This is a genomic window from Novosphingobium sp. TH158 (assembly GCF_002855555.1).
Taxonomy (GTDB): Bacteria; Pseudomonadota; Alphaproteobacteria; order Sphingomonadales; family Sphingomonadaceae; genus Novosphingobium.
On sequence record NZ_PKRT01000001.1, the window covers coordinates 1,438,892 to 1,464,236 of the forward strand.

General features: G+C 62.2%; 21 protein-coding genes. 18 read left to right on the forward strand and 3 right to left on the reverse strand.

Going from position 1 to position 25,345, the window contains the following annotated elements:
• Window positions 1–327 precede the first annotated feature (327 nt).
• The 16 genes from C0V78_RS07210 (at window position 328) to C0V78_RS07285 (ending at window position 17,506) form a co-directional block, all read left to right on the forward strand.
• On the forward strand, window positions 328–2,094 hold the full coding sequence (locus tag C0V78_RS07210; protein ID WP_101797099.1) for an asparagine synthase-related protein: 1,767 nt from the start codon (window positions 328–330) through the stop codon (window positions 2,092–2,094).
• On the forward strand, window positions 2,091–2,834 hold the full coding sequence (locus C0V78_RS07215) for a hypothetical protein (RefSeq protein WP_101797100.1): 744 nt from the start codon (window positions 2,091–2,093) through the stop codon (window positions 2,832–2,834). Before C0V78_RS07210 ends, C0V78_RS07215 begins: the two co-directional genes overlap by 4 nt.
• On the forward strand, window positions 2,831–3,685 hold the full coding sequence (locus C0V78_RS07220) for a glycosyltransferase family 2 protein (RefSeq protein ID WP_101797101.1): 855 nt from the start codon (window positions 2,831–2,833) through the stop codon (window positions 3,683–3,685). Before C0V78_RS07215 ends, C0V78_RS07220 begins: the two co-directional genes overlap by 4 nt.
• 2 nt (window positions 3,686–3,687) lie before the next feature.
• On the forward strand, window positions 3,688–4,659 hold the full coding sequence (locus C0V78_RS07225) for a sulfotransferase (RefSeq protein WP_101797102.1): 972 nt from the start codon (window positions 3,688–3,690) through the stop codon (window positions 4,657–4,659).
• Window positions 4,656–5,645 carry a hypothetical protein gene (locus C0V78_RS07230; protein ID WP_101797103.1) on the forward strand — a complete coding sequence of 330 codons (990 nt, stop codon included), beginning with the start codon at window positions 4,656–4,658 and terminating at the stop codon, window positions 5,643–5,645. Before C0V78_RS07225 ends, C0V78_RS07230 begins: the two co-directional genes overlap by 4 nt.
• Window positions 5,642–6,628 (forward strand): hypothetical protein, encoded by a 987-nt coding sequence (locus C0V78_RS07235; RefSeq protein ID WP_144039851.1) that lies wholly within the window; start codon window positions 5,642–5,644, stop codon window positions 6,626–6,628. Before C0V78_RS07230 ends, C0V78_RS07235 begins: the two co-directional genes overlap by 4 nt.
• Window positions 6,588–7,898 carry a nucleotidyltransferase family protein gene (locus C0V78_RS07240; RefSeq protein WP_101797105.1) on the forward strand — a complete coding sequence of 437 codons (1,311 nt, stop codon included), beginning with the start codon at window positions 6,588–6,590 and terminating at the stop codon, window positions 7,896–7,898. The genes C0V78_RS07235 and C0V78_RS07240 overlap by 41 nt, the downstream gene beginning before the upstream one ends.
• A gap of 101 nt (window positions 7,899–7,999) precedes the next feature.
• Window positions 8,000–8,848 (forward strand): glycosyltransferase family 2 protein, encoded by an 849-nt coding sequence (locus C0V78_RS07245; protein WP_254049933.1) that lies wholly within the window; start codon window positions 8,000–8,002, stop codon window positions 8,846–8,848.
• A 68-nt stretch (window positions 8,849–8,916) separates the two neighbouring features.
• Window positions 8,917–9,183 carry a PqqD family protein gene (locus tag C0V78_RS07250; RefSeq protein WP_158241495.1) on the forward strand — a complete coding sequence of 89 codons (267 nt, stop codon included), beginning with the start codon at window positions 8,917–8,919 and terminating at the stop codon, window positions 9,181–9,183.
• A complete protein-coding gene (locus C0V78_RS07255; protein ID WP_101797108.1) occupies window positions 9,180–10,058 on the forward strand; it encodes a sulfotransferase in 879 nt (292 codons plus the stop codon). The genes C0V78_RS07250 and C0V78_RS07255 overlap by 4 nt, the downstream gene beginning before the upstream one ends.
• A gap of 5 nt (window positions 10,059–10,063) precedes the next feature.
• Window positions 10,064–10,897, forward strand: coding sequence for a radical SAM/SPASM domain-containing protein (locus C0V78_RS07260; protein ID WP_158241496.1), 834 nt, complete (start codon window positions 10,064–10,066; stop codon window positions 10,895–10,897).
• 13 nt (window positions 10,898–10,910) lie between these two features.
• Window positions 10,911–11,348, forward strand: a complete 438-nt coding sequence (locus tag C0V78_RS07265) for a lasso peptide biosynthesis B2 protein (protein WP_158241497.1) — start codon at window positions 10,911–10,913, stop codon at window positions 11,346–11,348.
• A 24-nt stretch (window positions 11,349–11,372) separates the two neighbouring features.
• Window positions 11,373–12,098: a 2OG-Fe(II) oxygenase gene (locus tag C0V78_RS07270; protein WP_101797111.1), complete on the forward strand. Its 726-nt coding sequence runs from the start codon at window positions 11,373–11,375 to the stop codon at window positions 12,096–12,098.
• A gap of 41 nt (window positions 12,099–12,139) precedes the next feature.
• A complete protein-coding gene (locus tag C0V78_RS07275; protein ID WP_256385678.1) occupies window positions 12,140–13,081 on the forward strand; it encodes a cation-translocating P-type ATPase in 942 nt (313 codons plus the stop codon).
• Between the two features lie 150 nt (window positions 13,082–13,231).
• Entirely contained in the window at window positions 13,232–15,880 is a 2,649-nt protein-coding gene (locus C0V78_RS07280) for a TonB-dependent receptor (protein WP_101797112.1), read from the forward strand.
• 87 nt (window positions 15,881–15,967) lie between these two features.
• On the forward strand, window positions 15,968–17,506 hold the full coding sequence (locus C0V78_RS07285) for a phosphoesterase (RefSeq protein WP_216822164.1): 1,539 nt from the start codon (window positions 15,968–15,970) through the stop codon (window positions 17,504–17,506).
• 52 nt (window positions 17,507–17,558) lie between these two features.
• On the opposite strand, the gene C0V78_RS07290 is transcribed toward C0V78_RS07285, so the two are convergent.
• Together C0V78_RS07290 and C0V78_RS07295 are read right to left on the reverse strand one after the other, a co-directional pair.
• Window positions 17,559–19,013, reverse strand: coding sequence for an exopolyphosphatase (locus C0V78_RS07290; RefSeq protein WP_101797114.1), 1,455 nt, complete (start codon window positions 19,011–19,013; stop codon window positions 17,559–17,561).
• A 44-nt stretch (window positions 19,014–19,057) separates the two neighbouring features.
• Window positions 19,058–19,993 carry a ParB N-terminal domain-containing protein gene (locus C0V78_RS07295; protein ID WP_101797115.1) on the reverse strand — a complete coding sequence of 312 codons (936 nt, stop codon included), beginning with the start codon at window positions 19,991–19,993 and terminating at the stop codon, window positions 19,058–19,060.
• A 1,279-nt stretch (window positions 19,994–21,272) separates the two neighbouring features.
• Here C0V78_RS07295 and C0V78_RS07300 point away from each other — a divergent pair.
• Complete coding sequence (locus C0V78_RS07300; protein ID WP_101798245.1) at window positions 21,273–23,384, forward strand: TonB-dependent receptor; 2,112 nt, start codon at window positions 21,273–21,275, stop codon at window positions 23,382–23,384.
• A 4-nt stretch (window positions 23,385–23,388) separates the two neighbouring features.
• The gene (locus tag C0V78_RS07305) at window positions 23,389–24,429 is read left to right on the forward strand and encodes a PepSY domain-containing protein (RefSeq protein ID WP_101797116.1); all 1,041 of its coding nucleotides are present in this window, start codon (window positions 23,389–23,391) and stop codon (window positions 24,427–24,429) included.
• 266 nt (window positions 24,430–24,695) lie between these two features.
• On the opposite strand, the gene C0V78_RS07310 is transcribed toward C0V78_RS07305, so the two are convergent.
• Window positions 24,696–25,262: a TetR/AcrR family transcriptional regulator gene (locus tag C0V78_RS07310; RefSeq protein WP_101797117.1), complete on the reverse strand. Its 567-nt coding sequence runs from the start codon at window positions 25,260–25,262 to the stop codon at window positions 24,696–24,698.
• Window positions 25,263–25,345: the final 83 nt, after the last annotated feature.

Consider the following 25,345-nt stretch of genomic DNA (forward strand, 5'->3'; position numbering starts at 1 on the left):
GGCATCAATTGGACAATCGCTCGAGGTTGATTTATTGGCGTCTACCAGCAAACGGGATACGTTTGTTCGGGGCGCGAAAAATACATAAGGTGGACGATATGCAAAATTACGGCGAAACAGGGCAAGCGCAGAACGAGCAGGCCACTTTCGGGGCGCAAGAGGTTGCCCAGGACTATGTAGCTCCCGAATTGAGTGATCTCGGTTCGCTAGAGGCGCACACCAATATTGGCAGGCGTTCGTCTGCACCCTTTGATCGGGGATCTTCCTGAAATCTGCATCCTTGGTTCTGCCTGATCAGGTAATTTGGCGGACTGAGGACATTTCGCCGTGACGAGCATCGTTGTGTGGAACAAGTCCTTTCCGGGATTTGAGCCAAGCCATTTCGCAAGTCATCCATTTACTGGTTCACTCGGCTGCTGGCACGTAACCTCTTGCGCTGCACCGGTGCTGCTGCCGGGCGAGAATGGCTGGCTGTTCGCTTCCGCTCGCCTTGATAATCGTGCAGACGTTGCGGCTCGGCTGGAATTTTCCTCCGACCAAGCGCGGGTCCTTACCGATAGCGAACTGCTGAGTGCCGCATATGGCGCATGGGGTGCGCAATGTGGTGAGCATATGCTGGGCGCGTGGTGCTTCGTCGCGCTCGATGCGCGAACTGGCACTATCACGCTCGGCCGGGATGCCCTAGGTCTCGCGCCGCTCTATTATGCGGCAAAACGCAATCGCCTGACCTTTGCATCGCGCCTACCCGACCTGCTCTGGCTCGAAGGTGGCGGGCGCAGACTCAACCCGATGGCGCTGGCCCAACTGGGCTATGGCCACAAGCGCGATACCAGCACGTTCTTTGCTGGCTTGTCCAAGGCCCCCGCGGCGCAGGTGCTATCCGTCGGTGCCGATGGTTCAGTGTTGCGCCGGGTGCGATACTGGGACCCCGGTGCCGTGCCCAAACTGCGCTACCCGCGTGACGAGGATTATGTGGAGGCGTTTGCCGGCCTCTATGATGAAGTGGTCAACAATGCGCTGACTCCGGGTGCGAAGGTGGGTATCGCATTGAGTAGCGGGCTAGATTCCAGCTCGATCGCGGCATTGGCTGCGCCGCGAATGGCGGCATCTGGCTACCGTCTGCAAGCCTATAGCTGGGCACCGGGTCGCCGGATCAACACTGTGCCACCGCGGGGCCGATTTTGGGACGAGCGACCGCAAGTAGCGCAACTGGCTGCACGGATCGGCAATATCGACGTAACCACTGTAGAAGGCAATTCCGGTGGATTGCTGGCGACAATACGCCAGATGCTGAAAACCGTGGAAGAGCCAAGCAATGCATTGGCCGGCTGGCACTGGTATCATCGAGTGTGGAGCCGCGCTGCCGCCGATGGTATCGGCGTTCTGCTGACCGGCGATTTCGGTAATTATACTGTTTCGCTGGATCGCCGCAATCATGCGGTTCCCGGTTGGCGCGATCGCTACCACGCATTCCGGCACCGATTGCGAAACCGGCACCTGGGGCGCCATACTCATGCCCGGATGCTGGTCCGCCCCGACTTCGTCGAGCGCATGCTGGCCGATTGCCCGCCGCAGGATCCCGCGCTGACCGCACGTTGGCGCAAAGCCTCGCATCCATTGCGTTCGTTCTACAACATCCTGCAATCCGGTGGCGCATCGTTGCAATGCGAATTGGGCGAGGCGATGCAGCTCGAAATGCGCATGCCCGCGATCGATCGGCGTATGGTTGATTTTTGCTGTGGTGTTCCGTCCGAGCAACATGCTCGGCATGGACAGACGAAATTGCTGATGCGTCGCGCGTTTGTGGGGCGCTTGCCCGACACGCTGCTGTGGAACCGGCAACGTGGATTGTCTGGAGGCGACGTGGTGCAAGCGCTGGCCGCCGAGAAGGAGGAGGTTTTCGCGTTGCTGGACGCTGCTGCACGTTGTCCGCTCACACGTGAAGCGCTCGATCTGCCGTGGCTGCAGGCCCGGGCCGCACGGCTCGGATTGGATGGGTCGCAGTCACTCGATGTGATGGATGCCGGACTGCTGATGCGCGGGCTGACCTATATGATGTTCCTGCAAGGCTTCGACGACGTGGCTGCGAAATGACCCGGCTGGATCAAGCTCCGCCGCTGGTACTTGTGCTCGGCATGCACCGTAGCGGCACTAGTTGCCTGGCGGGAGGGCTGGAGCGCTGCGGGCTGTATCTGGGCGATGTGCGCCGCACCGGCCACTTCAATCGCAAGGGTTATTTCGAACCGGCCGAACTGGTGCGGCTGCACGACCAGATTCTAGCGCACAATCGCGGGAGCTGGCATCAACCGCCACCCGAAGTGTCCCTCCATCCCGTGTTGGCTGAGAAACTGGCGGTGCTGATCGATAATTTGACCAGCTCATCAGAAGCGCACGCCGCCTGCGGAATCAAGGACCCCAGGCTGTTGTTGTTGCTCAAGCCATGGATGGAACTGGCCGGGCCACGTATGCGGCTGGTCGGCACATTCCGGCATCCGCTGGCAGTGGCGGCCTCCCTGCACCGCCGCAACGGCTTGACAATGGCGCAGGGACTGGAGCTCTGGCGCGAATATAATTCGCGTCTGGTCGAGGCCCACCGGCGCACGCCATTCCGGTTGATTGCCTACGATCTTGCTGATCCGGGGGCCTATCGGGCTGCGCTGGCCAAGCTTGCCCGTGCGGTCGGCTTGCGCCCGTCGCGCTTTGGTTTGTGGCGGTTCGTATCTTCTAGATTGGATCACGAAGTGGCCGCGCGCAATGCGCAGGTTCCCCCAGCCTGCGCGGCGCTTTACGACTATCTGTTGCACCATGCGGGTCCGCAAGAGAGTTCAGCATGATTCCGGATCGTCTCCGCAAACGTCTCGAGCGGGCAATCGACAACGGCAAGTGGCGCTATCGCATGCTGCCCCGCTGGCGTCCGGAAGCTGCGCCCGACATACCCATCACCATCCTTGTGCGCAGCTGGAACCGGCCGTTGCACTTGTGGGCATCGCTCGACTCGCTGTGGCGCGAGTCATCGGCCTCCTGCCGCTTCATCCTGATCGACAATGCGTCGAGTGACCCGCTGACGCACAAGGTCATCGACGCGTTCGAGCGCCGGGGCATGTTTGTCGCCGTATATCGGATGTCGGAGAACCAGTCGGATAACCAGCAGGTCATCTACGATCGGCACCGGGCCGAATTCGGCCCGTACGTGGTGCTGGCCGATGCGGATGTCATCTTATGCCCGAGCTCGGGCGATTGGGTGCGGCGGATGCGCCGCATCATGGCGGCGCGGCCGAGCCTGGCCTTGCTTGGATCGGTGGTGGACCCTGTAGATTTCGTAACGCTGGAGCAGGCGCGCGCCCTGGAACCAGACTTGCCCGAACCGGTCTTGCGCGAACTGATCAAGGCAAACAGCGCGGAACGACGCCAGCCCAGGCGCATGCTGGCATCGGTGATCAATCCATATCCCCCGGCGGGACGGCTGCTGATGGCCCGCACCGCCGTGCTGGACCAGACCGGCGCAATCATCGGAGCCCGGCGGCTGTGCGAGGCGATCGAAACGACCGGCCATGATGTGGGAATTACGCCGCGGGTGGTGCACCGCCACCTCTCGCTGCTCAATCTGTTCGATTATCCCGCCTACGACTACGATCAGCTCTATCAATATCTCGGCCATGCCGCACCGGACAGGCAGGCAGGCTAGCCATGCTCCCCAATTTCCTGTGCATCGGCGCGCAGAAATGCGGTACGACGACGCTCTGGCACATGCTAGATGCTCATCCTGATATCTGCATGGCGCGCCCGCGCGAAACCCGCTTCTTCAGCGAGGATGTGCGCCATGCCGAAGGCGTGCCCGCCTATGAGCTCCGGCACTTTGCCCATTGGCGGGGTGAGCGCGCCGTAGGTGAGAAGTGCCCGGAATATCTCTACCTGCCGCATGTGCCGGAACGAGTCCTGCGGGCGCTGGGCGGCGAGCTGAAATTCCTGATCTGCCTGCGCAGTCCGGCACAGCGGGCCTATGCGCATTATCGGCACAATATCGCGCAATTGCGCGAAGCCCGGCCTTTTGCAGATGTGCTGGAGGATGAAGTGGCAACAATCCGCGCCGGCGGCTTCGTGGCACCACCGTTCGGCTATATCGGCAGGGGCGATTATGCGGCGCAACTGGAGCGTTATTTCGATCTGTTTGGCCGCGAGCGATGCTATGTCATCAACTTCGAGGAGATTGTGGCCCGTCAAACGGCCGTGGCAGCCGGCGTCTTCCGTTTTCTTGAAGTGGAGCCTCGCGCGCTGCCGCAGCATTTTCATGCCGGCCATGCCTCGTTCGGCGACATGCGCCTCTGGGTTGACAATCTGCAAGGCGCTCCGCGTGTGCATTTGTTGCAAGGTACGAGTGCGGTGACCAGCGGCGGCTTGCGGGGACTCTGGCGCGCATTGAGCGGGCATGGCGCGGTTCCCGGCGCGCCCGTGCAAGTGCGCGCGCCATCTCCGGAGCTGCAAGCGTTCGCGGGCAACTTTGCAGCGTTGCGTGAGCTCCCCAGACGGCTGTCGCAGGACGATGAGTTGCGCATTAACCAATGCTATTTTTCCGAAGCGATAGAGCGATCAGCGGCCCTGCTCGGCACTGGCTTCGCGCGTTGGCTAGAGGCGGGCGAAGCGTGGGTGGATCGTCCATGACCGGTCCGTGGACTTTCAACATCATCTACACGCCGGGCACGGTGGCCTATTTGGCGCCGTTGGTGCATTCGCTACTGCACCACTCGGATGCCTGCTTCCGCCTGGTCGATAATGGGTGCATGCCGCCCGAGCGCGACTTGTTGGCGGCGCTGGCTGAGGCTTCGCCGCGATTAGCATTCCACGAGCTCGGCGCTTCACGTTGCCTGCCCCATGGCGAAGTGCTCGACGCCCTACGGTTGCTGCCAGTCACCGGTCCGTTCGCATTTATGGATTCCGATATCGTGGCTTCAGGCCCGTTCATGGCGTCGCTGCATGCGGGGTTCGAGGGATCTTCAGCGGTGTTTTCCGGGCCGCCGGTGTGGCTGGGAGAACGTGATGGCGTTTTTCGGAAGGGCTATCGCCGGCTTGATGGCGAATATCTGTGGCGGCCTACGGGTGAATGCCTAGGCTGCACGTATGTTGCGGCCTACCGGCCGGACGCGCTGGCCGGGACGATTTCCCGCCATGGCGCGGGATTTGCCGAAGCAGCATGGCTGGACCTTCCTCAGGAAACCCGGCAGGTACTGGTTGGGCGCAGGCTAGAGGCCGGACATTTCGACACTGGCAAACTGGTCAACGCGCTGCTGCCGGGCACGCTGACGATGGCCCGTACGCCGACGCTGCACCATATCGGCGGCTTCAGCTTCGTGGCAGGGACACAGCCGAATAGTGGCAGCAAAATGCCGGGCCTGCTCCGAGCGTTGCTGGGCGCATGGCGCTATCGCCACGGCCGCAGTCAGCGCGAGGCCGTGGAGACGGCCCGCCGCCGGATCGATCGCCGCGATCGGGTGCGGCGTTATTTCGTTGAATTCCTGCGCGCGCAGGCCTGCGGAGCGCCCGAGCCGACACCGCCTCCGAACTTGCCCGCCGACATCGCCACGCGCCTTCACGAGGCTGCCGATGCGCTTCGTGCCAACCATATTCTGGCGCAGGAACTGCGCCCATGACGCCACTCAGCCGCCATATCGCTTATGGCCTGCAGATCGCCTCGGAGATTTCATGGCCATTGCTGGCGCCGGGCGCGGAAGGCCCGGCCGATGTCATTGTGAAGGTGGGGCGGGGGCCACGACCCAATCGTGCAAACTTCTGCGCACCCGTCTATCGCAGCCCCGGCCATAACGCCGCTGGCATGCCGTATCTAGACGTAGCCATGGCTGACGCGGAGGGAGGTTCACCATGGCTCATCAGACACCATGGAGAAGCCGGATCGATAGATTTCCTGCTCGATGCCGGCAACTCGATTACAGTATGGCGCGATACTCAGGTGGCGCCCTGTGATCTTGCCGCCTATTTCACCGGTCCGGTTTTGGGCCATCTGCTGCGCATGCGGGGGCAGGTTGCGCTGCACGGCGGATTTGTCTCGCATCGCGGCCAGGGGGTGGGCGTATTGGCAGGCAAGGGCGGTGGCAAATCCACGCTGGTGGCAGCTCTCGCCAAGACCGGCGTGGCGGTGCTGGCTGACGACGTCGGCGCGTTGGCCCGCGATGGGCATGGCGGATGGCAGGTGGCATCGGGCTATCCATGCCTGCGCGTCTGGGACGATACGCAGGCTGCAGTTGGCTTTCAGCCCGACGAGCTCGCTGGCCCAGTCGTCACTTTCGAAGCCAAGCACTATGTTGCGTTGGACGAAGCACCACTGCGTTTCGAGGCGAACTCCCGACCGTTGCGGGCGTTGGTCGTGCTTGGCGAGCGCCAGCACCGCGAGGATGCAGTGATCAAGCGACTGGCGCCGGGGCCGGCGATTGCCGCGTTACTGGCCAATGTCTATGCGCCGCGGGCGGGCGGCATCGCCATGCGCGGGCGGGATCTGGCCTGTGCGGGGGAATTGAGCCAGTCGATCACGATCTGCAAGGTCTCGCTGCCTGAGGGGATTGGCTGGTTGCGACAGCATGCCGCTCGGCTGCTCGACAGGGTGCTGGGTCATGGCTGAGACCAACGGCTGCGCCCACCCCGAACGCGCCGGGGAAGTCGTGCTGGCACTGATGTCGCCAGTAGCGCCGCTGATGCAGGCAGATATCGATGTGCTGGAAGAGGCCGACTGGGGTGAGATCGCGCGCCTGGTCAATGCGCATCGCCTGCAACCGCTGCTCCACTGGTCGCTGGAAAGCTACCGGCCAGCACTGGTTCTGCCGGAAGCCGTGGTCCGCGACTGGATGATGGTGCGGCGGCAGCAGGCCATGCGGGCGCTGGCGATCAAAAGCCTGCTGGGGCGCATCGCCAGCCTGTTCGACACAGCGGAACTGCCTTGGCGAGCACTCAAAGGTGCATATCTCGCCTTTCACACTTACGATGCGCCGGAACTGCGACCGATGCGCGATCTCGACCTCCTCGTGCCCGAATCGCGGGTCGGTGAGGCATTTGCAATGCTCCTGGCCAATGGAGGCAGTCGTTTGGCCAACATCGCTGGTGAGCCCGAGGCATTTCTGGCGACCAATCGCAAGCACATGCCGCCGATCCTGTTCGCCAAGGCCGACATTTGTGTTGAACTGCACACCCATCTGCTTGCGCCCGCGCAGGCAACGCCAGGGCTGGCGAGCGAGGCGGTACTGGCCTGCGCGCCCCTTCGCGAGGCCAGCGATCCGATCCCTTATATCGATCGCGAGCGGCTCGTGCTGCATCTAATCATCCACGCAGTCTATGAGCACAAGTTCGACAATGGGCCACTGGCCTTCACCGATATCGCCAGCGTCGTCGGTAGCCAGCCATTCGATTGGGCGCGATTCTGGCGGATGTGTCGCGAAGGAGAGCATGAGCGCGGCGCCGTGCTCGCGCTCCGGATTGCCGAATATATCTGCGGGCAGCCCCTAATCGATCGGACTCTGGACGACGCCCCAGATCGCGTCGCCCTTCCCGACGTTCCAGATTCATGGATCGTCCGGCTACTGCCCGCGCTGACCCGGACCCAGGAAGATCGCGTGGAATATGCGTTGTCCAACCAGATCAGCGGCGGGAACGGGAGTGCATCGGCCGCGCGCATGCTCAATGGCCGCCTGTTCCGCAGCCGCCAGGAACTGATCTCGGAATTCGGCGAGGACGGATCGCGCTATGTCGTGCTGTGCGCTCGACTGTGGAGCCGGCTGTTGCTCAGCAGATTGCCCAGCATCTGGCGCTTCATTCGCCGCAGCAACCACGCCCCCCGGACGGTACGGATGCGCGAAATCGATGCCTGGCTGGCCGGCGGTGCGAGCGAGCCGTCGTGACCGCCCGGCCGCCATTTCGGGCTCGGCTCGATGCGTCCGAAGTCGCCGCGGTCCGCCGCTGGCCACCGGCTTCGGGAACGGGGCAGGTCCCTTTGATCTCGGTGATCATCCCCTGCTTCCGCGTCACGCGGACCATCGCCGGCGCGCTCGACAGCATCGAGACACAGCGCCTGCCGAGTGACGTCGCCATCGAAGTCATTCTCGTTGTCGATGGATTGAAGGCAGATGCCGATGCCATTGCCGGCCTGTTCGATGCTCGCGCTACGCCGTATCGGTTTGCTGCAACGCTGGCGATACTGCGGCGAAACCTGGGGGCGGGCATGGCCCGATCGCATGGTTGGGCGCTGTGTTCGGGCGAACTGGTGGCGATGCTTGACGACGATGATGTATGGTATCCTGACAAGCTGGCTCTGCAATTGGCCCTGCACCGAAGCTATCCCGAGCAGATCGCGAGCGGGCACCAGTATGGCAGCCGGCCTCCTGGCTTGGCGGGGATCTTGCCCCGCATCATGCATGCGGGCAGGCCGCAGCCGGTGTCGTTGCGACAGTTGTTGTGGCGCCCGCGCTTCATCCCCACCACGGTGATGATCCGGCGGGCGGCATGGCCGCGGGGGCCGGAGCGTTTCCGGAACGGTGAAGACATGCTGATGAATTTCATGATCGCGGCGCACCAGCCGATGCTGGGGCTGGCGATCGATCTGGCTGGTCGATCGCCGCATGCGCCACCCGCCCACGCCGACCGGGACAGCCTGTCGCGCCGCCGATTGCGATCCCGACTGAGCCAGATGCGCAATTACGTCCTGCTCGTCTGGCGCGGCCAGCTCAATCCGTTGGTGCTCCCACCCCTGCTGGTCTGGAGCATAGCTCTCGGGCTGCGGCGCTATCTGCTGGATGGGGCCGAGTTTATCGGACGAATCCTTGCCCGAAACTGGGCACGGCCGGATGCTTGACTCGCTTGGGGGTGGGACCTAACCGAGGTCTGATCATGACCTTGCCTCTCCAGTGCCGTCCAAACCCCATGGTCCTTGCCACGATCGTCAAGAATGAGACGATACTGCTAGACACCGCGCGCGAGCATTATTTCAGCCTGAATGCAGTGGGGGGGCGGTTCTGGTCGCTGATTGCCATGGATGGATCCTCCGAGCGGGCGGTGGCCTGCATCGCGCAGGAATTCTGCGCGGATGAAGCGGTGGTGCGCGCCGATCTGGTGCGCTTGTGGGACCAACTGTGCGCCAACGGCCTGGCCAGCGCGGCTTGCGAAGACGGTCGCGAAGACGCGCGATGATCGCGAAGCCGTCTGCCTTTCCCGACAGTGTTCGCGGCCTGGCGCTGCGGCTGCTGGGCATCGGCACGGCACCACGGAATTTCGTGGTATTCATTGGCAATCCGCGATCCGGCACGACCTTGGTGCGCAGCCTGCTCAATGCCCACCCGAATGTGGTGATCGCCAACGAGTTCAATATTCTTGCCGCATTCCAGCAAGGGGAGCGTGACTGGCGCCGGGTACTGGGCGGAATACGCCGCCATGCCGCTTGGTTCGATGCCAAGCCGGTCTGGCAGGGGTATGACTATCGCATAAATGCAAGGCGCAAAACGCCTGCCAGCGCGATCCGGGTGATCGGTGACAAGAAGGCGGGGCGCACCACTTTGCTGTTCGCCCGGCATCCCGAGCTGCTCGAGGCGTTTCTGGCATGGTGCCCGGTCCCGGTGAAATTTATCCACTGCGTACGCCATCCGCTCGACGTGATCGCCACCAAGACCGCGCGCAACGCGATGACGCTCGATGAGAACATCGACCTCTATTTCCAGCGCGAGGCGGAGACCGCGCAGATTTGCGAGCGAGTAGGGCCGGACGCTTGTCACAGCGTGTATCTGGAGGAACTGATTGCGCAGCCCCGGCGAACGCTGGCCGAGCTCGCGCGGTTTCTGGGAATCGTGGCCGATGGGCGCTATGCGGAAAGCTGCGCCGGGCTGATTTTTGCAGATGCGCGGCAGACCCGCGAGGGCCTATCCTGGTCGCCTGACCAGCTTGACCGGATCGCTCGGGATAGCGCGGCCATCCAGGCGCTGGCGGGTTATGCGATGCCCGTGCCGGCTGGCATCGAAGCATCGAGCCAGGTCGACGCCAGCGAGCCCGGACGCGGGCGGGAGGTCTTGTGATGACGATGCCCATCCCGCTGTTCAAGCGGCTGCTTGTGGAATTGCAGTCAAACTGCAATCGCAACTGCTTTTTCTGCAATCGTGAATTCGACACCTCGGGCAAACGGTATGACGCCGATCGCCGCAAGGTCATCCGGCGCATGCCGACCGAACAGGCGATCTCGATCCTCAACCAGGCGCAAGCCATGGGCTTCTCCGGAAATGTAGCCTTTCACCACTATAGCGAGCCGTTTCTGGACGATCGCATCATCGACATGGCTCATGCCGCGCGGGAACGGGGCATGGTGCCCTATGAGCACACCAACGGTGACGTGCTGCGGCAGGACAAGGCACTGAGCCGGGCCGCAGCCGAAGTGTTCGATCACATCGTAGTTGGCCTCTATGACTACAAGTCGGAGGACGAACTGCGCGAGGAGATGGCATTCTGGGAAGATCGCCTGGCCGGGACGCGGTTGCGGTTCAGCCTCGGCGGGGATGTGTTTCCCCGGGTGATGACCCCGCATGACACGCGCATGTTCCGGGAAAAGCAGACGTACCCGGGCGCGCCCTGCCTTCGACCGCTGATGCGTTTGATCGTGCATTACGATGGCATGGTGCCGCTCTGTTGCGAAGACATGGAAACCCGCTTCGACCTCGGCAACGCCTTTTCCACGGGCATCGCCGATCTGTGGTTTTCCGATCGCCATGTCGAGATCGTCAAGGCGCTGAAAAAGGGGGAGCGCCACCGTTTTGCCTTGTGCGCGCAATGCCCGATCCCGCCTGTCTCATCGCCGACACTGCTGTCCCGTCTGCGCGGTCGGGTCAAGGCGGCACTGCCTGCGTTTGTGGTGCGGCACTGACATGCGGGGCAACTTGCCCGCCTTGCTGCGCGCGCCGGGGCGGACGGTGCTGCGCACAGGCCAGCTGGCGCTGATCCTTGGCGTGCATGCTGCCATACATCGGTTCGGACTTGCGGCGGTGCGCGGTCTGCTGGAAAAGTTCCATCCCTTGGCACCCGCGCTCACGACCGAGCGCGAGGCTGAGATCGTGCGAGGACTTGCCTTACATTGGCGCTGGGTGAGGCAGCGCGCACCTTCTCGGTTTCGTGGCAACTGCCTGTCCCAATCGGTCACCTTGTGGTGGCTGTTGCGCTTGCGGGGAATCGATACGAAACTGTGCATCGGCATTGATCGGCGGTCGGAGCAATTCAGTGCCCATGCCTGGGTCGAACATCGCGGCCTGGCCCTCAATGCGGGCGCTGCGGTGCGCGATAACTTCGCGACTTTCGGCCATGATTTCGCCAAAGGGTAGGCCCTTGCCGCGGCCTAGGGCAACATGAGCCTGCTGGGGGTCAGTGCCGGCCCAGACGGGGCGGTGCTGGAAATCGAGGCCGCGTTGGTTGCCGCGCAGGGTCTGCATGCATCCTATCGCCTCGCCGAACCATTCCCGCATGTGGTCATTGATGATTTCCTCGATGCTACCCTGGCTTATGCCCTGCACGCAGCATTTCCGCAGCGGGAACGAGCCAGCGTAGTGCGCGAGGGGGCTATGCAGAACGGCAAGTTCGGATACCGGCCCAAGACCCTGGCGGGACAAGAATCGTTGCGCTTGCTCGAATTGTGCAATTCCGTTCCGATGGCCCGCTTTCTCCAAGCATTAACTGGCCATCGCGATCTTCGACCCGATGCCGAAGCGATTGGCGGCGGGTTTCACGAGACAGTGCAAGGCGGGCACCTGTCCATTCATGCCGATTTTAGCAAACACCCCAAGCGTCGGCTGGCGCGTCGGATCAACCTCCTTGTCTATCTCCAGCCCGATTGGGACGAAACTTGGGGAGGAGAACTTGAATTGTGGCATCCGGATATGCGCGGCCTTGCCGCGCGCATCATGCCGCGCTTCAACCGGGCCGTGATCTTCGACACTACCGCCACTTCATTTCACGGCCATCCGCAACCGTTGACCTGCCCCACCAACCAGTCCCGCAAGTCGCTGGCACTCTATTTCTACAATCATCCAAAGTTTTGCGAGCGCTTGACCACCCACACACTGTGGCGGCCTTGAGGTGGCAGGCCGGAATTTCTGATGACGGGCTAACTAACGATGTGCTGACCGGTGCGGACATGGCGACCATGACCGACGTAGCGCTGCGGCAGAGGCTGGACAGCGTGAGCGTTTGCGCTCGGATCATGCCTGACCAGAAGCTGCGGCTGGTAGAGGCGTCCAAGGCACAAGGCGGCATCGTGGCGATGACCGGCGACGGGGTGAATGACGCGCCATCGCTGAAGGCGGCGCATATCGGCATTGCAATGGGCGGACGCGGCACTGACGTCGCGCGCGAGGCGGCTTCGGTTGTGCTGCTCGACGATGATTTCGGGTCGATCGTGACCGGGGTTCGCATGGGGCGGCGCATCTACGACAATTTGCGCAAGGCGATGGCGTTCATCGTTGCGGTCCATATCCCGGTGGCGGGGATTGCACTGTTGCCGCTTGTCACCGGCCTTCCGTTGTTGCTCGGGCCAATTCATATCGCGTTTATCGAAATGATCATCGACCCGGTCTGTTCGCTCGCATTCGAGGCGGAGACCGAGGAGCGAGATGTGATGACACGACCGCCGCGTGCCCGCACGACGCCGCTGGTTTCGCGCAGCCTTATCGCCTGGTCGGCGCTGCAGGGGATCTGCGTGCTGTTGATGAGCGCGTTTTGGACCGCCGCGCTTGTGCGCAGCGGAGCGGGTCAGGAGGTGGTGCGCGCAGGCACGTTCATGGCGCTGGTGCTGGGCATCATAGGCCTGATTTTGGTGAACCGGCGTTTCAGTCCTTCGGTCAGCGCGGCGCTGGCCCGGCCCAATCCGGCGCTGGCATGGGTTCTGGCCGTGGTCGCGGTCATTGTAGCGGCGACGCAACTGGTGCCGCAAATTGCAGTGCTTTTCCGCTTTGCGCCGGTGGGCTGGCCGGTGATCCTGCTGATCGTGGGCAGCGCCCTGGCCTTGCTGTTCGGGCTGGAGCGGTTGAAGCGGCTGTGGCGTGGGGGACTGGTGGCCTGAAACGGTCAGAACGGAGTTTGTCCTGGCGCAACGGCGGCCCATTGAACCAGCCCAGCACAAAACCATCGCTGCACTGCAATATAAACGACCCCAACCTGCAACATCGGCCTCCTAATTGCGCGGCACTTCGAGTCCGCAGGGGAATTCATTGTGCGCAAGGGTCAGTTCAATCCGTTTGTTTCGTCCGCAGCTATTGCCTGCGCCCTTCTCTATCCCAGCCTTGCCCTGGCCAACGATGCAGAGGTTGCCGAGGCCTCGGTAGATGCCGAAATCGTCGTTGCCGGCTCCATCAGTGAATCGCAGGCGGCATCGGTCGAGGAAAAGCGCAAGGCGCTCAATCTTGTCGATGTGGCTGCCGCCGATGCCGTCGGGAGGTTTCCCGACCAGAACTCTGCAGCCGCCCTCTCGCGCCTGCCGGCAGTCGCGGTGCAACGCGATCAGGGGCAGGAGCGCTATATCCAGGTTCGCGGTGCGCCCAACCGTTGGACCTCCGTGATGATCGACGGCGTTCCGATGATAGGCGTGGACGAGGGCGGCGATTCCCGCGCTTTCCGGTTCGATGCGGTGCCAGCCGTGCTCCTGTCGTCCATGGTGATCAATAAATCCCTCACCCCGGCGCTTCAGGCCGATGCCATCGTCGCGACAATCGATCTGCAGACCTATTCGCCGCTGGCCCGCAAGGGCCTGCACATTGATGGCGACATCGGCTACGGCTTCATGGACCATGGCAACGGCGAGCAGCGTCAGGGATCGTTGCGGCTGAGCTGGGCCAACGATGTGGTCGGGATTGTTCTTGGCGGTTCGCACTATCGCAGGAAGCAGCTTACCGACAACCGTGAAGTAGGCCTGTATGACGAGCCGACAAGTCCGTCCGACACCACCTTCGGCCCGACCGAGATCGATATCCGTCAATACCAGATCGAGCGATGGAACAACGGTCTGTTCGCCGGAATCGAGTATGAGCCGGCTGCCGGTCAGCGCATCTATGCCAAAGCTATCTTCACGGAATTCAGCGACGACGAACAGCGCAATCAGTATGAATTGCGGCTTGACCGGGCCGCTTCCGGCTTTCGCAACCTTTCCGCCGGTGACCTCGTATCGGTGCCGGTGCGCGGCTCGTTCAATTACGGCGAGTACCGGAACCGGAACTATATCGGCACGATCGGGGGCGATCTGGAAACCGACAGTGGCCTGAAGGTTTCTGCCAAGCTGAACTACGCCCGCACCGATAACCAGACCTACCTGCCGCTGGTGCAGGCCAGCACTGGTTCCGGCTTGGGCTCACCCTCGCTTACCTATGACCGCAGCGACCCGCGCTTCCCCGTTGTCACGTTGTACAACACCATTGCGGGGCCGACTGCAGGCACCTTCGCCCGGGGCACCGCAGCGACGGGCTTCAACCAGCGCAGCCTTTCCGCGGCCGGTGCCATCATGATCGCCGCCCAGCAGCAGACCGTTTCCGACAGCTACACTGTGAAACTGGATATCGAGAAGCAGTTGGGTAACCTGACGCTATCCGCAGGCGGCTTGTTTGCTGACCGCACGATCGCAGGCAATAACTTCTCGTTCTCAAACGTCGCTGCGCTGGGTGCGCTGGGCAGCGTGGTCAACCAGCCTTTCGACGTAAATGCCTATGTTACCGACAAGCCGTGGAACACCCAGTTCCCGCTCGGCTTTGCGCTGAACTACATCGATAACCGGGGCATGCGCCGCGACATTGACAGCTTGGTGGCAAAGCTTGTGGCCGCCGGTCGCTTTGATCCCGAAGGCAATATTCCCCTGACGGACCGCTACAGCCAGACCGAAAAGACCTATGCCGGTTATGTCATGGCATCGGCAGACCTTGGCAAGGCCTCGATCACCGGCGGCGTCAGGGTCGAACACTATGTCCTTGGCAATCGCGGCACCGCACGGATTGGCGCGGTAAACACCCCGCTGGCAGACCAGCGCAGCTACACCGACCTGTTCCCCAGCCTTAATGCTCGGATCGAACTGGCCGATGATCTGGTCTTCCGGATCGGTGGGCAGCGCGGCGTATCGCGTCCGGCCTATGGCGCCATCAGGATCGGCAGCTCGATCAACGACACGGCATCGCCGGGCACGGTCGGCGGGGGCAACCCGGCTCTGGCACCGGAGTATACCTGGGGCTTGGACTCCAGCCTTGAATGGTATCTTCCGGGCAACGGCATTCTTGCCGTTTCCGGGTTCCACCGCTGGGTGAACAATGTCTTTTACCAGAACACCCAGGCTGTCGGATCCAATGTGTTCAACAGCGGAGGGGTGGATCGCTCGAGCTATCTGCTGACATCCACTTTCAATGGCACCAACGGTCGCCTTTACGGCGTGGAGATGAACTTCCAGCAGCGGTTCACCTTCCTGCCTTCGCCGCTTGACGGGTTCGGGTTCCAGGGCAACCTGACGCTGCTTGGCGGCAAGTTCGATACGCAGCTGGTAAACGGCAGCCAGCGCAAGGGCATTCCCTTTCCCGGCCTTTCGGACACGATCGCGAACGCATCGCTCTATTTTGAGAAGTACGGCCTCTCGGCACGCGTCAGCTATCAGTGGCGAGGCGACTGGTTCGATTCCCTCGGCGGCTTCGGCAGCGGGGAATCGCGCAGGGGCTATGACAACCTCGACGTTTCGCTCCGTTACAAGGTCACGGACAATTTCACAGTCTTTGCCGATGCTTCGAACCTGACCAATGCGATGTACGTCGCGTACGAGGACTCGATGGATAAGCCCACCGAAGTCGAGCAAATCGGGGCTCGGTACATGTTCGGCGTCCGGTTCAACTTCTGAAGAACCGGAATGAGCTTTCACCATAGCCCCTAGTCGCTTGTGCCGAAGAGGCCCCAGAAATCGATTTTCCCTGAAAGGATGCTTCCAGTGAACACCAACGCCAGAGCACGCAGCCTTGTTGCAATCTGCGCCTTTGCCATTGCCATCGCCTCTGCGCCGGCTGCCTACGCGCATGGTCGCCATGTGCCGTCGCCTGCGGAGGGAAGCTCGGCACCTGCGACCGTCTCCAGCGATTTGCCGGTTCCGAAAGATGCGCGGTGGCTCGCCGGCGATCACCATGTGCACAGCCGCTTCAGCGTCGGCTACGATGCCAAGACGACACCGCCGACGCCCATCATGGGAGCGGACGCAGCCTATCCCATTCCGATGAACGCAGTGATGGCGCGCCGCCATGGCCTGTCGTGGATGGTTTCTACCGATCACGGCGGACCGCTTCACAGCAAGGTCAATCATGACCACGCCTACCCCGAACTGCTGAGCTCGCGCGCTGCCGTGCCGGACCTCGTGCAATTCTTCGGAATGGAATTCGATAGTCCCGCCGCCGACCATTCCAGCATCGTTGTTCCTGCTGGTCCGGACGAGGCTGCTCGACTGCGTTCGATCGAGGAGGCCTTCAACGCCCGTGAAGCGTTTCCGTCCGACCCTGCGCGCGACACCGAACCGCGCATGGTCGAAGCACTGAAAGCGATGGATGCGCAAAGACCCAAGCCTGTCCTGTTCGCACACCATCCATCGCGATCGGCGACCGCGCTGGGGCAGTACGGTGCAACAACACCGGCAGAGCTGCGCAACTGGAACGATGCTGCTCCCGAGGTCGCCATCGGCATGGAGGGGGCGCCAGGTCATCAGGCAGCCGCGCAGATGCGCCAGCGCTTCGGCGCATCGGCCCATGCCGCCTTCTTCAAAGGTCGCCCGCGCGGTGCCTATGGCAAGTTCCCAACCATGGGCGGCTATGACCAGATGACTGCCCGCGTTGGCGGTTTCTGGGACTCGATGCTGGGCGAAGGGCGCCGGTGGTGGATTACGGCCAATTCGGATTCGCACATTCACTGGACCGACGGCGGCGCGGATTTCTGGCCCGGTGAATATTCCAAGACCTATGTCCTTGCCGAAGCTACGCACGATTCAATTCTTGCCAGCATGCGGTCCGGACGCATCTTCGTAACGACCGGCGACCTTGTCTCTCGCGTCGATTTTTCCGCGCATGCGGGCTCGTCGAGCGCGATTACGGGTGGCTCGCTCGCCTTCGAGAAGGGTAAGGATATTGTCCTGAAGATCAGGCTTCGCGATCCTTCCGGTACCAACGCGAACGGCGACAATCCTGTGCTCTCGCGGGTGGACGTGATCCTTGGCCGGGTCAAACAGCCGCTGGCGGATCGCAGCGTGGACAGCAATCCGACGACTTCGGTTGTTGCCCGCTTCACTGCAGCGAACTGGACCCGTGACGGCGAGGACATCGTCATCGAACACAAAATCCCCGGCCTGTCCGGTGATGCCTACGTCAGGGTTCGCGGCACGAACACGAACGAGCTTGAGCCGCAACCGGACACCGAAGGTGAAAGCCCGTGGGCAGACCTGTGGTTCTATACCAACCCGATCTTCCTGAAGGTCGCCAAGAAGGGCTGATCGCCTCGTGCGAAGGGGCGGACTGCACCTGCATGTCCGCCTCACCCCTGCTTTAGTCAAGCGCCTTACGTGTCTGCAGCACCGCTTCGAGGCCAAGGTGATTGGCCAGAGCCGAAAGGTCGCGTTGCACGGCTTCAACCGCAAGGGCCGCGGCGTCCGGAGCCAGCTCCAGAACGAGCGAATGGGCCGTCCGTGTCAGGTCGCTCGCCCGGATCAGCGGAAGGGCGCAGCCCGTCAGGCGTCGGCACAAGCGGATGGCGAGGCCAAGTGTTACAGCCTCCTGTAACAGGCCGGCCGGCACCAGCCGTGTCACGACTTCCGGCAGGCTGCGATCACAATGCGCCAGGAGGCACGCCGCGAGGGCTGCCCGCTGCGCTGTGTCCAGGCTGATCCAGCGCTTGTGCAAGGCCCATTCGAGGATCGTATCCGCCCTGAGGTTCGGTTCGATCCGCATGGAAGCCAGCGCAAGGGAAATCGCCGCGGAAGCGATAGGGGGCGGCATCTGCCGCTCCGCATCGAATAAGGGATCGATCCATCGCGTGAATGCATCGGAAAGATCGCGGGAAATGCCGAGCTGGAGCGTGAAGGCCTCTACTCCGTCGAGCAGGGGATCGCGTTCCCTCATCTTCGGCGAAAGAGTGGCATGGACCAGCCCCTCGCGAAGCCCCCATGCGGAAAATATCAACCGGTGGGGCTGCAATGCCTGGATAAGCGCAGCCAGCAGAGCGGCGGCCTGCGGCACCATCGCCAGCCGGGAAGCGGAGACGCCGGGAACCGAAAGCTGCGACTTCGACCGCACCAGCCTTCGGCACGCGGACAGGGCCTCTTCAGGATCCATCCCGAACCCGTGCGGATCGTCCAGCGGCAAGCCCCCCCGATGCATGACATGGCGCGCAAAGGCGCGGAATGTTCCGCCAACAAGGTAGAGTGTCTCGCCGCTTCGACCACTCCAGCCCTGCCCCGAAAGCTGCTTCGTCAATCGCTTGCGGAACCCTTGCTGCCCCTGCGCAAGCAGGGCCGGCAATCGCAGCGTACCGAACGGCATGGTGATGCCCTGCTTGCAGCCCTTTCCGCCAAGGCGGACGAGTTCGAGGCTTCCGCCGCCAAGGTCTGCGACAATACCGCACGCGCGCGGGAATGCTGCTGCAACGCCGCTGGCGCTGGCAAAGGCTTCCTCCTCCCCGCTCAACTGGCAGGGCTGCAAACCGAGCGCGGCTACTGCCGCCAAAAAATCGGCGCCGTTGGCGGCGTCGCGGGTCGCGGCCGTGGCGACCGTCGTAATCCGCGTTACGCCGCGCGCGCGAAGGATGACAGCATAGCGCGCCAGCGCCGCGAGCGCGGCGTCCTTGCTCCGGCCGGAAATCCGGCCGTCTTCGGCCACACCCCGACCGAGGCGTGCAGTGACCTTTTCGTTAAACAGGACGACAGGCGAGCGGGGCGGGCCTCCGAAGATCACCAGCCTGACGGTATTAGACCCGATATCGATTACGGCCTGTTCTTCACCCATGCGAGGTCTGCTCCGGGTATGTAGGCTCGGCCGTGGCGCAGCATTCATGCAGGATCGCGCTTGAGTGCCAACTTGGGGACTTGCCGCCCATTTTCCAAGGCCGCTCCTCTGCCCGAAAGCGACGGGTTTGTCATGAAATAGCGGTGCAGGTTGAAGGGCTTTTCCACCTTCCCAACCCGGCGATAGCGGCCATCCGGTTCAAGCACCCAACTTTGCTCCGTATCCAGCAGGTTCGCCATCATCACCTGGTCGAGCACCTGATCGTGCACCGTGCGGTTGCGGATCGGCACGAGAAGTTCGACCCGGCGATCGAAGTTGCGGGTCATGCCGTCGGCCGAGGAAATGAAGATCTTTGCACGCGGGCTCGGAAGCCGATTGCCGCAGGCGAAGGCCCAAATGCGGCTGTGTTCAAGGAAACGCCCGATGATCGATTTGACGTCGATGTTTTCGGACAGCCCGGGGACACCCGGGCGCAGACAACAGATGCCGCGGATGACCAGATCTATTTCCACCCCGGCTGCACTCGCGGCGTAAAGTCGGTCAATCAGGCGCGAGTCCGTCAGCGAATTGAGCTTTGCCCAGATCGCAGCCGGCTTGCCCTTCCGGGCGTTCTCGATCTCCTTGTCGATACAATCATAGAGCTTTTCGCGCAGACCGATCGGCGAGATCGAGAGCAGTTCAGTACGCGGCGGTTCGACATAGCCGGTGATGAAGTTGAACAAGCGTCCGGCATCGCGGGCAATGACCGGCACCTCAAGCATGCCAAGCAGCTTTGCCGCCGCAACCCGACCGTGGCCGGCAACGATATGTCCGGCATCGTCGACCAGAACCGGGTTGGTGAACCCGAAACGTTCGATACTGCTGGCAATCTGTTTCTGCTGCTTGCGCGAATGGGTTCGCGCGTTCCTCTTTGCGGGCTTTAGCTGATCGAGCCGGCGCATCTCGATCCGGCCATGGATCTGGGGTTGGGAGGCGGTCATCGGGATCTCCTGCTTCAGCGACCCCTTAAGATTAGAAAATCGATTACTTTGGCGTCAAGCGACTGAAAAAAGATGAAAACGACCTTCTCAGAACCTTCTCAGAACCCTCTTAGAGGCGCGTGACTTAACGATACTTTAGCTGTATTTTACGCTATACAATCTCGATCGAAAATACATATGGCCGAGGCGCGCATATCCGGCAGTTCAAAATCGCGCCTAAAAGTGAAAAATATTTTCAACATACCATCTATATCAACGGAAACATAAATCGGGCCAAATATAGGCGAAGTGACTGCAAGTAATGATGCGCAGAAAATCCGTCATCGATGCCCGGTGCCGACACCGGAACATAATGTGATTCGCGGGCGGTCAGGAGCGGCCCCAGCCGTGCTCCAATAGTTGCTCACCAATCCCACCCTTGTCCCGGGTGGGGCAACGATCGTCCCGCCTTGCACGCCCTCTGTCCCAAGAGATTGGACATGCATCCCGGGTAGCGCGATTACCGTCCCGCTTCTGCGCTGCTGAATCCCGCACAGCAGCCTGCCAATCCCACATTTGCTGACCGGAATCCCGGCTTTATTGCCTGAATCCCGGGTAAAGGAGCTGGTTTGGCGCTGTCTGATGCACTGGCCTCCCTGCTCCGGTGGTTTCAATTCCCTGTTCGCGCAGCATGAACTCCCTGTTCCTGATGCAACGGAATCTCCTAAGAACGACAGAAATCTGCGGCTTAAGGCGGGAATTCGGCCGCAACGTGTGCGGAAGAAATGCGAGAATTCCCTGTAAATAGCGCGGAACAGGGAAAATCAGGCGTGAGACCCGTTCGCTCGGGACTGCGTCGCGCACCAGTCATTCAGCAGAACCTGCAGCCGAAATGGTTTCCCCTTTGGGGGCCGATATCTGGGCGACGTTTCCGTCGGTTACGAGCCGGCTTTAAGCGCCTGCGGTCAAAGTGGTCTCAAGCGGTCAATTTCAAGATCAGATCCAGACTGGGTATCTCGGCTGGAAATTCGGCTGACCGCAGTTGCTGACAAAGCTTCTGTTCGCGTGCTCGAGAGCACTTCACGAAACCGGTCGTTTGGCACTCAGGCCTCTCAGCGAATCTAGCTACCTCCTAAGCATCCGGACGAACGGATGCGTTTTGATCTGCATCAAATTTATTGCGAATGACTTGCAATAGCGAAATAGGGTTGCTAGCCGCCCCACACATTTTCGCTAATCCGAGGACACTCTCTTGAGTCATTCGTTCAAGTTCGAACTGCTCGTTTCCGCCGCCGCCTTGATGCAGACACCTGCGATGGCGAAAGCCGCCGAAGAACAGGCGCTGCCCGCTTGGGAAGCGGATGCAGATGAAGCGATCGTCGTCACTGCCGCACGCACCATCTTGCCGGCCAATGCATTGCCGCTGACCGTGGACGTGATCGGCAAGGATGATCTTGACCAGCAGGTTTCGATCTCGGGTTCGGTGACCGATGCGGTTGCCACGCTCACCCCGTCGTTCTCGCCGACCCGCCAGAAGCTTTCGGGTGCGGGTGAGACCCTGCGCGGGCGCTCGCCGCTCTATGCGATCAACGGCATTCCGCAATCGACCCCTCTGCGCGACGGCAGCCGCGACGGCTTCACCATCGACGCCTTCTTCGTCGAGCGGGTCGAACTGATCTTCGGTTCGAATGCGCTCCAGGGCATCGGCGGCACGGGCGGCATCGTCAACCAGGTCACCGTCGGTGCCCCGCGCGAGGACGGCATCAGCGGTCGCGTTCTGCTCCAGGGCACCGCCGGCACTGGCTTCGCAGGCGATGGCATCAGCGGCAAAACCGCCGGGCTCGTCCAGTATAAGAGCGGGCGCTTCGATGCGACGGTCGGCGCTGCCTATGAAAAGCGCGGGGTCTTCTACGACGGCGAAGGCCGCCGCATCGGCATCAACCTGACCCAGGGCGAAACGCAGGATTCGGCCTCACTCTCGCTGTTCGGTCGCTTCGGCTATGCGCTGAGCGACACGGCGCGGCTCGACCTCATCGCCAGCCGCTTCGAATTGAAGGGGGACGGCGATTTCGTCGCGGTCAACGGCAACCGCACAACCGGCCTGCCGACCAGCGCAGCCCTTGGAACGCCTCCCGGTGTCCCCGCCGCCAACTTGACCGAGAGCCTCGCGCTGTCGCTCACCGACAGCGCGCTGTGGGGCGGCAACCTTGTCAGCCAGGTGTTCTGGAATCGGAGCCGCGACACCTTCGGCGGCGAGATCGCGCCTATCGCAACCTTCCAGGACGCGCTGATCGCCCCTGTTGGTACGCTGTTCGACCAGTCGCAGAACCGCAGCCGCAAGTATGGCGGCAAGATCAGCTACGAGCGTGAGATGCCCGGCTTCGAGGCGCTGACCACCATCGTCGGCTTCGACGCGCTGTGGGACAGTACCGAGCAGCGCCTGATCGCCACCGACCGCGTCTGGGTGCCGCCGACGGACTTCCGCAGTCTAGCCCCCTTCGCCCAGGCCAACCTCGCCCTGTTCGACAAGGTCCTGCGCCTTGCTGCTGGCGTGCGGTACGAGGACGTGCGCATTACCATCGATGATTACACGACGCTTGCCACGTCGAACCGCGTGCTCGTTTCGGGAGGCAGCCCGCGCTTTTCCGACACGCTGTTCAATGGCGGCGTGATCGTCGAGCCCATTCCCGGCATCCGCGCCTATGCCAGCTATGCCGAGGGCTATACCGTGCCCGACGTCGGCCGCATCACCCGCGCGGTGAACCAGACGGGCGTCGACATCGACACCTTCCTCGACATCAGCCCGATCGTATCCAACAACCGCGAAATGGGCATCGAGGTGAAGCAGGGACCCCTCGATGCCTCTGCGACCTACTTCTGGTCCTCGTCCGACAAAGGCCAGCTGCTCATCGCCCGGCCTGACGGCATCTTCGACGTCCAGCGCCAGCGCGTGAAGATCGAAGGGATCGAAATCAACCTTGCCGTACAGATGCCGATCGAGGGACTGAAGCTGAGCACCGGCTATGCCCATCTTTCTGGCCGTTATGACAGCAACGGTGACGACATCGTCGACACCGACCTTGACGGCGCGAACATCTCGCCCGACCGGCTCAACCTCGCGGCCAGTTATGTGAAGGGGCCGCTTTCGGCACGCGTGCAGACGCAGGTCTATTTCTCGCGCACGTTCAAAGGGCTGGTGCGCGATGCCCGCGCCGACTTTGGCGGCTACACGCTAACGGACGCCAGCCTGCGCTACCAGACAGGCTTCGGCGCGCTGACCTTCAGCGTGCAGAACCTGTTTGACCGCCAATACATCACTTACGCCAGCGACACGCAGCGGCCGACCGACAACACCTTCTACTTCGCCGGGCAGGGCCGTACTTTCACGCTCGGCTGGGACTGGCGGTTCTAAGCAGGTGAAGCTGCTTGACCTTTTGCATCGCTGGGGCGGCGGCGTGCTAGGACTGATCCTGGCGGTGCTGGGCCTCAGCGGCGCCATCCTGGTTCACAAGGAAGAGTGGATCGGCTTGCCGCACGTTGGAGATGCCCGGGTGAGCGACCCGGCGCAGCTTGGCGAACTCGCCGACCGCCTGCTCGCCGGGGCGAACGGGGGCGAAAGCCTCGTCTTCGCCAGCGACCGCTTCGGCCTGGTCCAGTTGCGCGAAGGTACCGGCGGGCTCTATGCCTCGCAAACGGGTGAAACCGTCGCCCGCTGGTCGAGTCAGTGGGAGCGGCCCGAACTGTGGCTGTTCGACCTGCACCACCACTTGCTCACCGGCGATGCAGGCGAAACGGTGATCGGTGTTGCCGGTCTTGCCGCGCTCGTCTTCATCGTCACGGGTACGATCCTGTGGTGGCGTACGCGGCGCACTTACAGGTTCCGTCTCTGGCCGGCGCGGATGACGGGCCCCGCCATCCGCATCCATCACCGTGACCTTGGCATCATGGCCGCGCCCTTGCTATTCGTCGTCGCCCTGACCGGCACGATGATGATCTTCCGCCCGGTCGCCGGTGCGGTGCTGGCGCCGTTATCCTCCCCGGCGGCAATCGAGGCCGATCTCACGGCCCCGCGCTTCAAGGCCGGCCCTCTTGCTGCTGATCTGGACTGGCAGGCGATCATCATCGCCGCGCACCAAGCCTATCCCGATGCACAGCTTCGCATACTTGCCGTGCCTAAGAAATCCGGCGACCCGGTGACGATCCGCATGAAGCGCGCCGCCGAGTGGCTGCCGAACGGGCGCACCATGCTGTGGTTCGATCCGGCGAGCGGCGCCTTGCTCGACAGCCGGGATGCGCTGAAGATGCAACCAGGAACCCAGGCGTTCAACATGGCCTACCCCATCCACGCCGGCAAGGTTGGCGGGCTGGCGTACCGCCTGTTGCTCACCGTGGTCGGGCTGGCCCTGGCGATCCTGGGGGCATTGTCGGTCTGGAGCTTCTGGTTTTGCAGACGTTAGAAGACTGCTCTCGCTGACATAGCGGTCGTGCAAGGCTCATTTCGGTGGCACCGAAACCGATCATACATTCACTTTGGCCCATCCACTGATGAAAGACGGGGTTTGGGACAAAATTGCCATTCCTCGTCACTGTTCGAACGGCAATGTTGGCTAGAAGCCGACGTCAGATCGAAGCCCGTTATGGCTATCCCGTGCGACGACCGGGAAAGTAACCTTGCAGGTTCGGAATAAGCAATTGCGTATCTGGTTTAATCCCGCGGGTCAGCTCAACGCCCAGATGTGTCGTCTTCCCCGTCCACGATCGCCTGGAGGCTCTGAGCCAGCCAGCGAAGCGAATGCTCAGGCATCGGTCCGGGATATAATCCCTGCATCTGAATGACGAAGCCCGTGGTCAGCGCGAACAGATTCATCGCGCGTTCTTTCGCGAACGGGGGACCGAGCCAATCCGCCAACGGCAGGATCATTTGCTCACGTGACACGCGGCGAACAATGTCTCTGGCTTCAGGATCGGCAAGCGCGGTGACCAGCATTATGGTGATTTCGGTATTGCTTTGCTCGGAAATAAGCCGAGCCATTGCTTCGCCGAAATCCTCCTTCTTCCGGGTAAAGACGCTGTTCGTGCGCAGGACGTGGATCAAGGCCTCCTCAAACAGCGCGGCCTTGGTTCCGTAGTACCGGCTGACAAGCGACGGGGCGACAGCGGCCAGCTCACCGATTTCTCTGAGCCCTGCGTTTGCGTAGCCCGAGCGAGTGAAGACCTCTCCGGCGGCCGACAGGATCCGGGTTTTGGTCAACTCTAGATTGCGACGCTTTGGTGGGGGCTTCAGCTCCATCACCTTCGCCTATCAGAGCGTCTCGCATTGACAAGCCCCGCTAAGTGGGCGATTGACCACTTAGCGGGGCGCGAGGAGAGAAG

Bases quoted from the DNA above. Each gene is read 5' to 3' on its own strand.
- C0V78_RS07295 (WP_101797115.1), bottom strand. From the start codon at position 19,993: ATGACCGCCTCCCAACCCCAGATCCATGGCCGGATCGAGATGCGCCGG.
- C0V78_RS07260 (WP_158241496.1), top strand. From the start codon at position 10,064: ATGCCCATCCCGCTGTTCAAGCGGCTGCTTGTGGAATTGCAGTCAAAC.
- C0V78_RS07290 (WP_101797114.1), bottom strand. From the start codon at position 19,013: ATGGGTGAAGAACAGGCCGTAATCGATATCGGGTCTAATACCGTCAGG.
- C0V78_RS07250 (WP_158241495.1), top strand. From the start codon at position 8,917: ATGGTCCTTGCCACGATCGTCAAGAATGAGACGATACTGCTAGACACC.
- C0V78_RS07220 (WP_101797101.1), top strand. From the start codon at position 2,831: ATGATTCCGGATCGTCTCCGCAAACGTCTCGAGCGGGCAATCGACAAC.
- C0V78_RS07300 (WP_101798245.1), top strand. From the start codon at position 21,273: ATGCAGACACCTGCGATGGCGAAAGCCGCCGAAGAACAGGCGCTGCCC.
- C0V78_RS07225 (WP_101797102.1), top strand. From the start codon at position 3,688: ATGCTCCCCAATTTCCTGTGCATCGGCGCGCAGAAATGCGGTACGACG.
- C0V78_RS07240 (WP_101797105.1), top strand. From the start codon at position 6,588: ATGCCGCTCGGCTGCTCGACAGGGTGCTGGGTCATGGCTGAGACCAAC.
- C0V78_RS07270 (WP_101797111.1), top strand. From the start codon at position 11,373: ATGAGCCTGCTGGGGGTCAGTGCCGGCCCAGACGGGGCGGTGCTGGAA.
- C0V78_RS07310 (WP_101797117.1), bottom strand. From the start codon at position 25,262: ATGGAGCTGAAGCCCCCACCAAAGCGTCGCAATCTAGAGTTGACCAAA.
- C0V78_RS07255 (WP_101797108.1), top strand. From the start codon at position 9,180: ATGATCGCGAAGCCGTCTGCCTTTCCCGACAGTGTTCGCGGCCTGGCG.
- C0V78_RS07215 (WP_101797100.1), top strand. From the start codon at position 2,091: ATGACCCGGCTGGATCAAGCTCCGCCGCTGGTACTTGTGCTCGGCATG.
- C0V78_RS07230 (WP_101797103.1), top strand. From the start codon at position 4,656: ATGACCGGTCCGTGGACTTTCAACATCATCTACACGCCGGGCACGGTG.
- C0V78_RS07235 (WP_144039851.1), top strand. From the start codon at position 5,642: ATGACGCCACTCAGCCGCCATATCGCTTATGGCCTGCAGATCGCCTCG.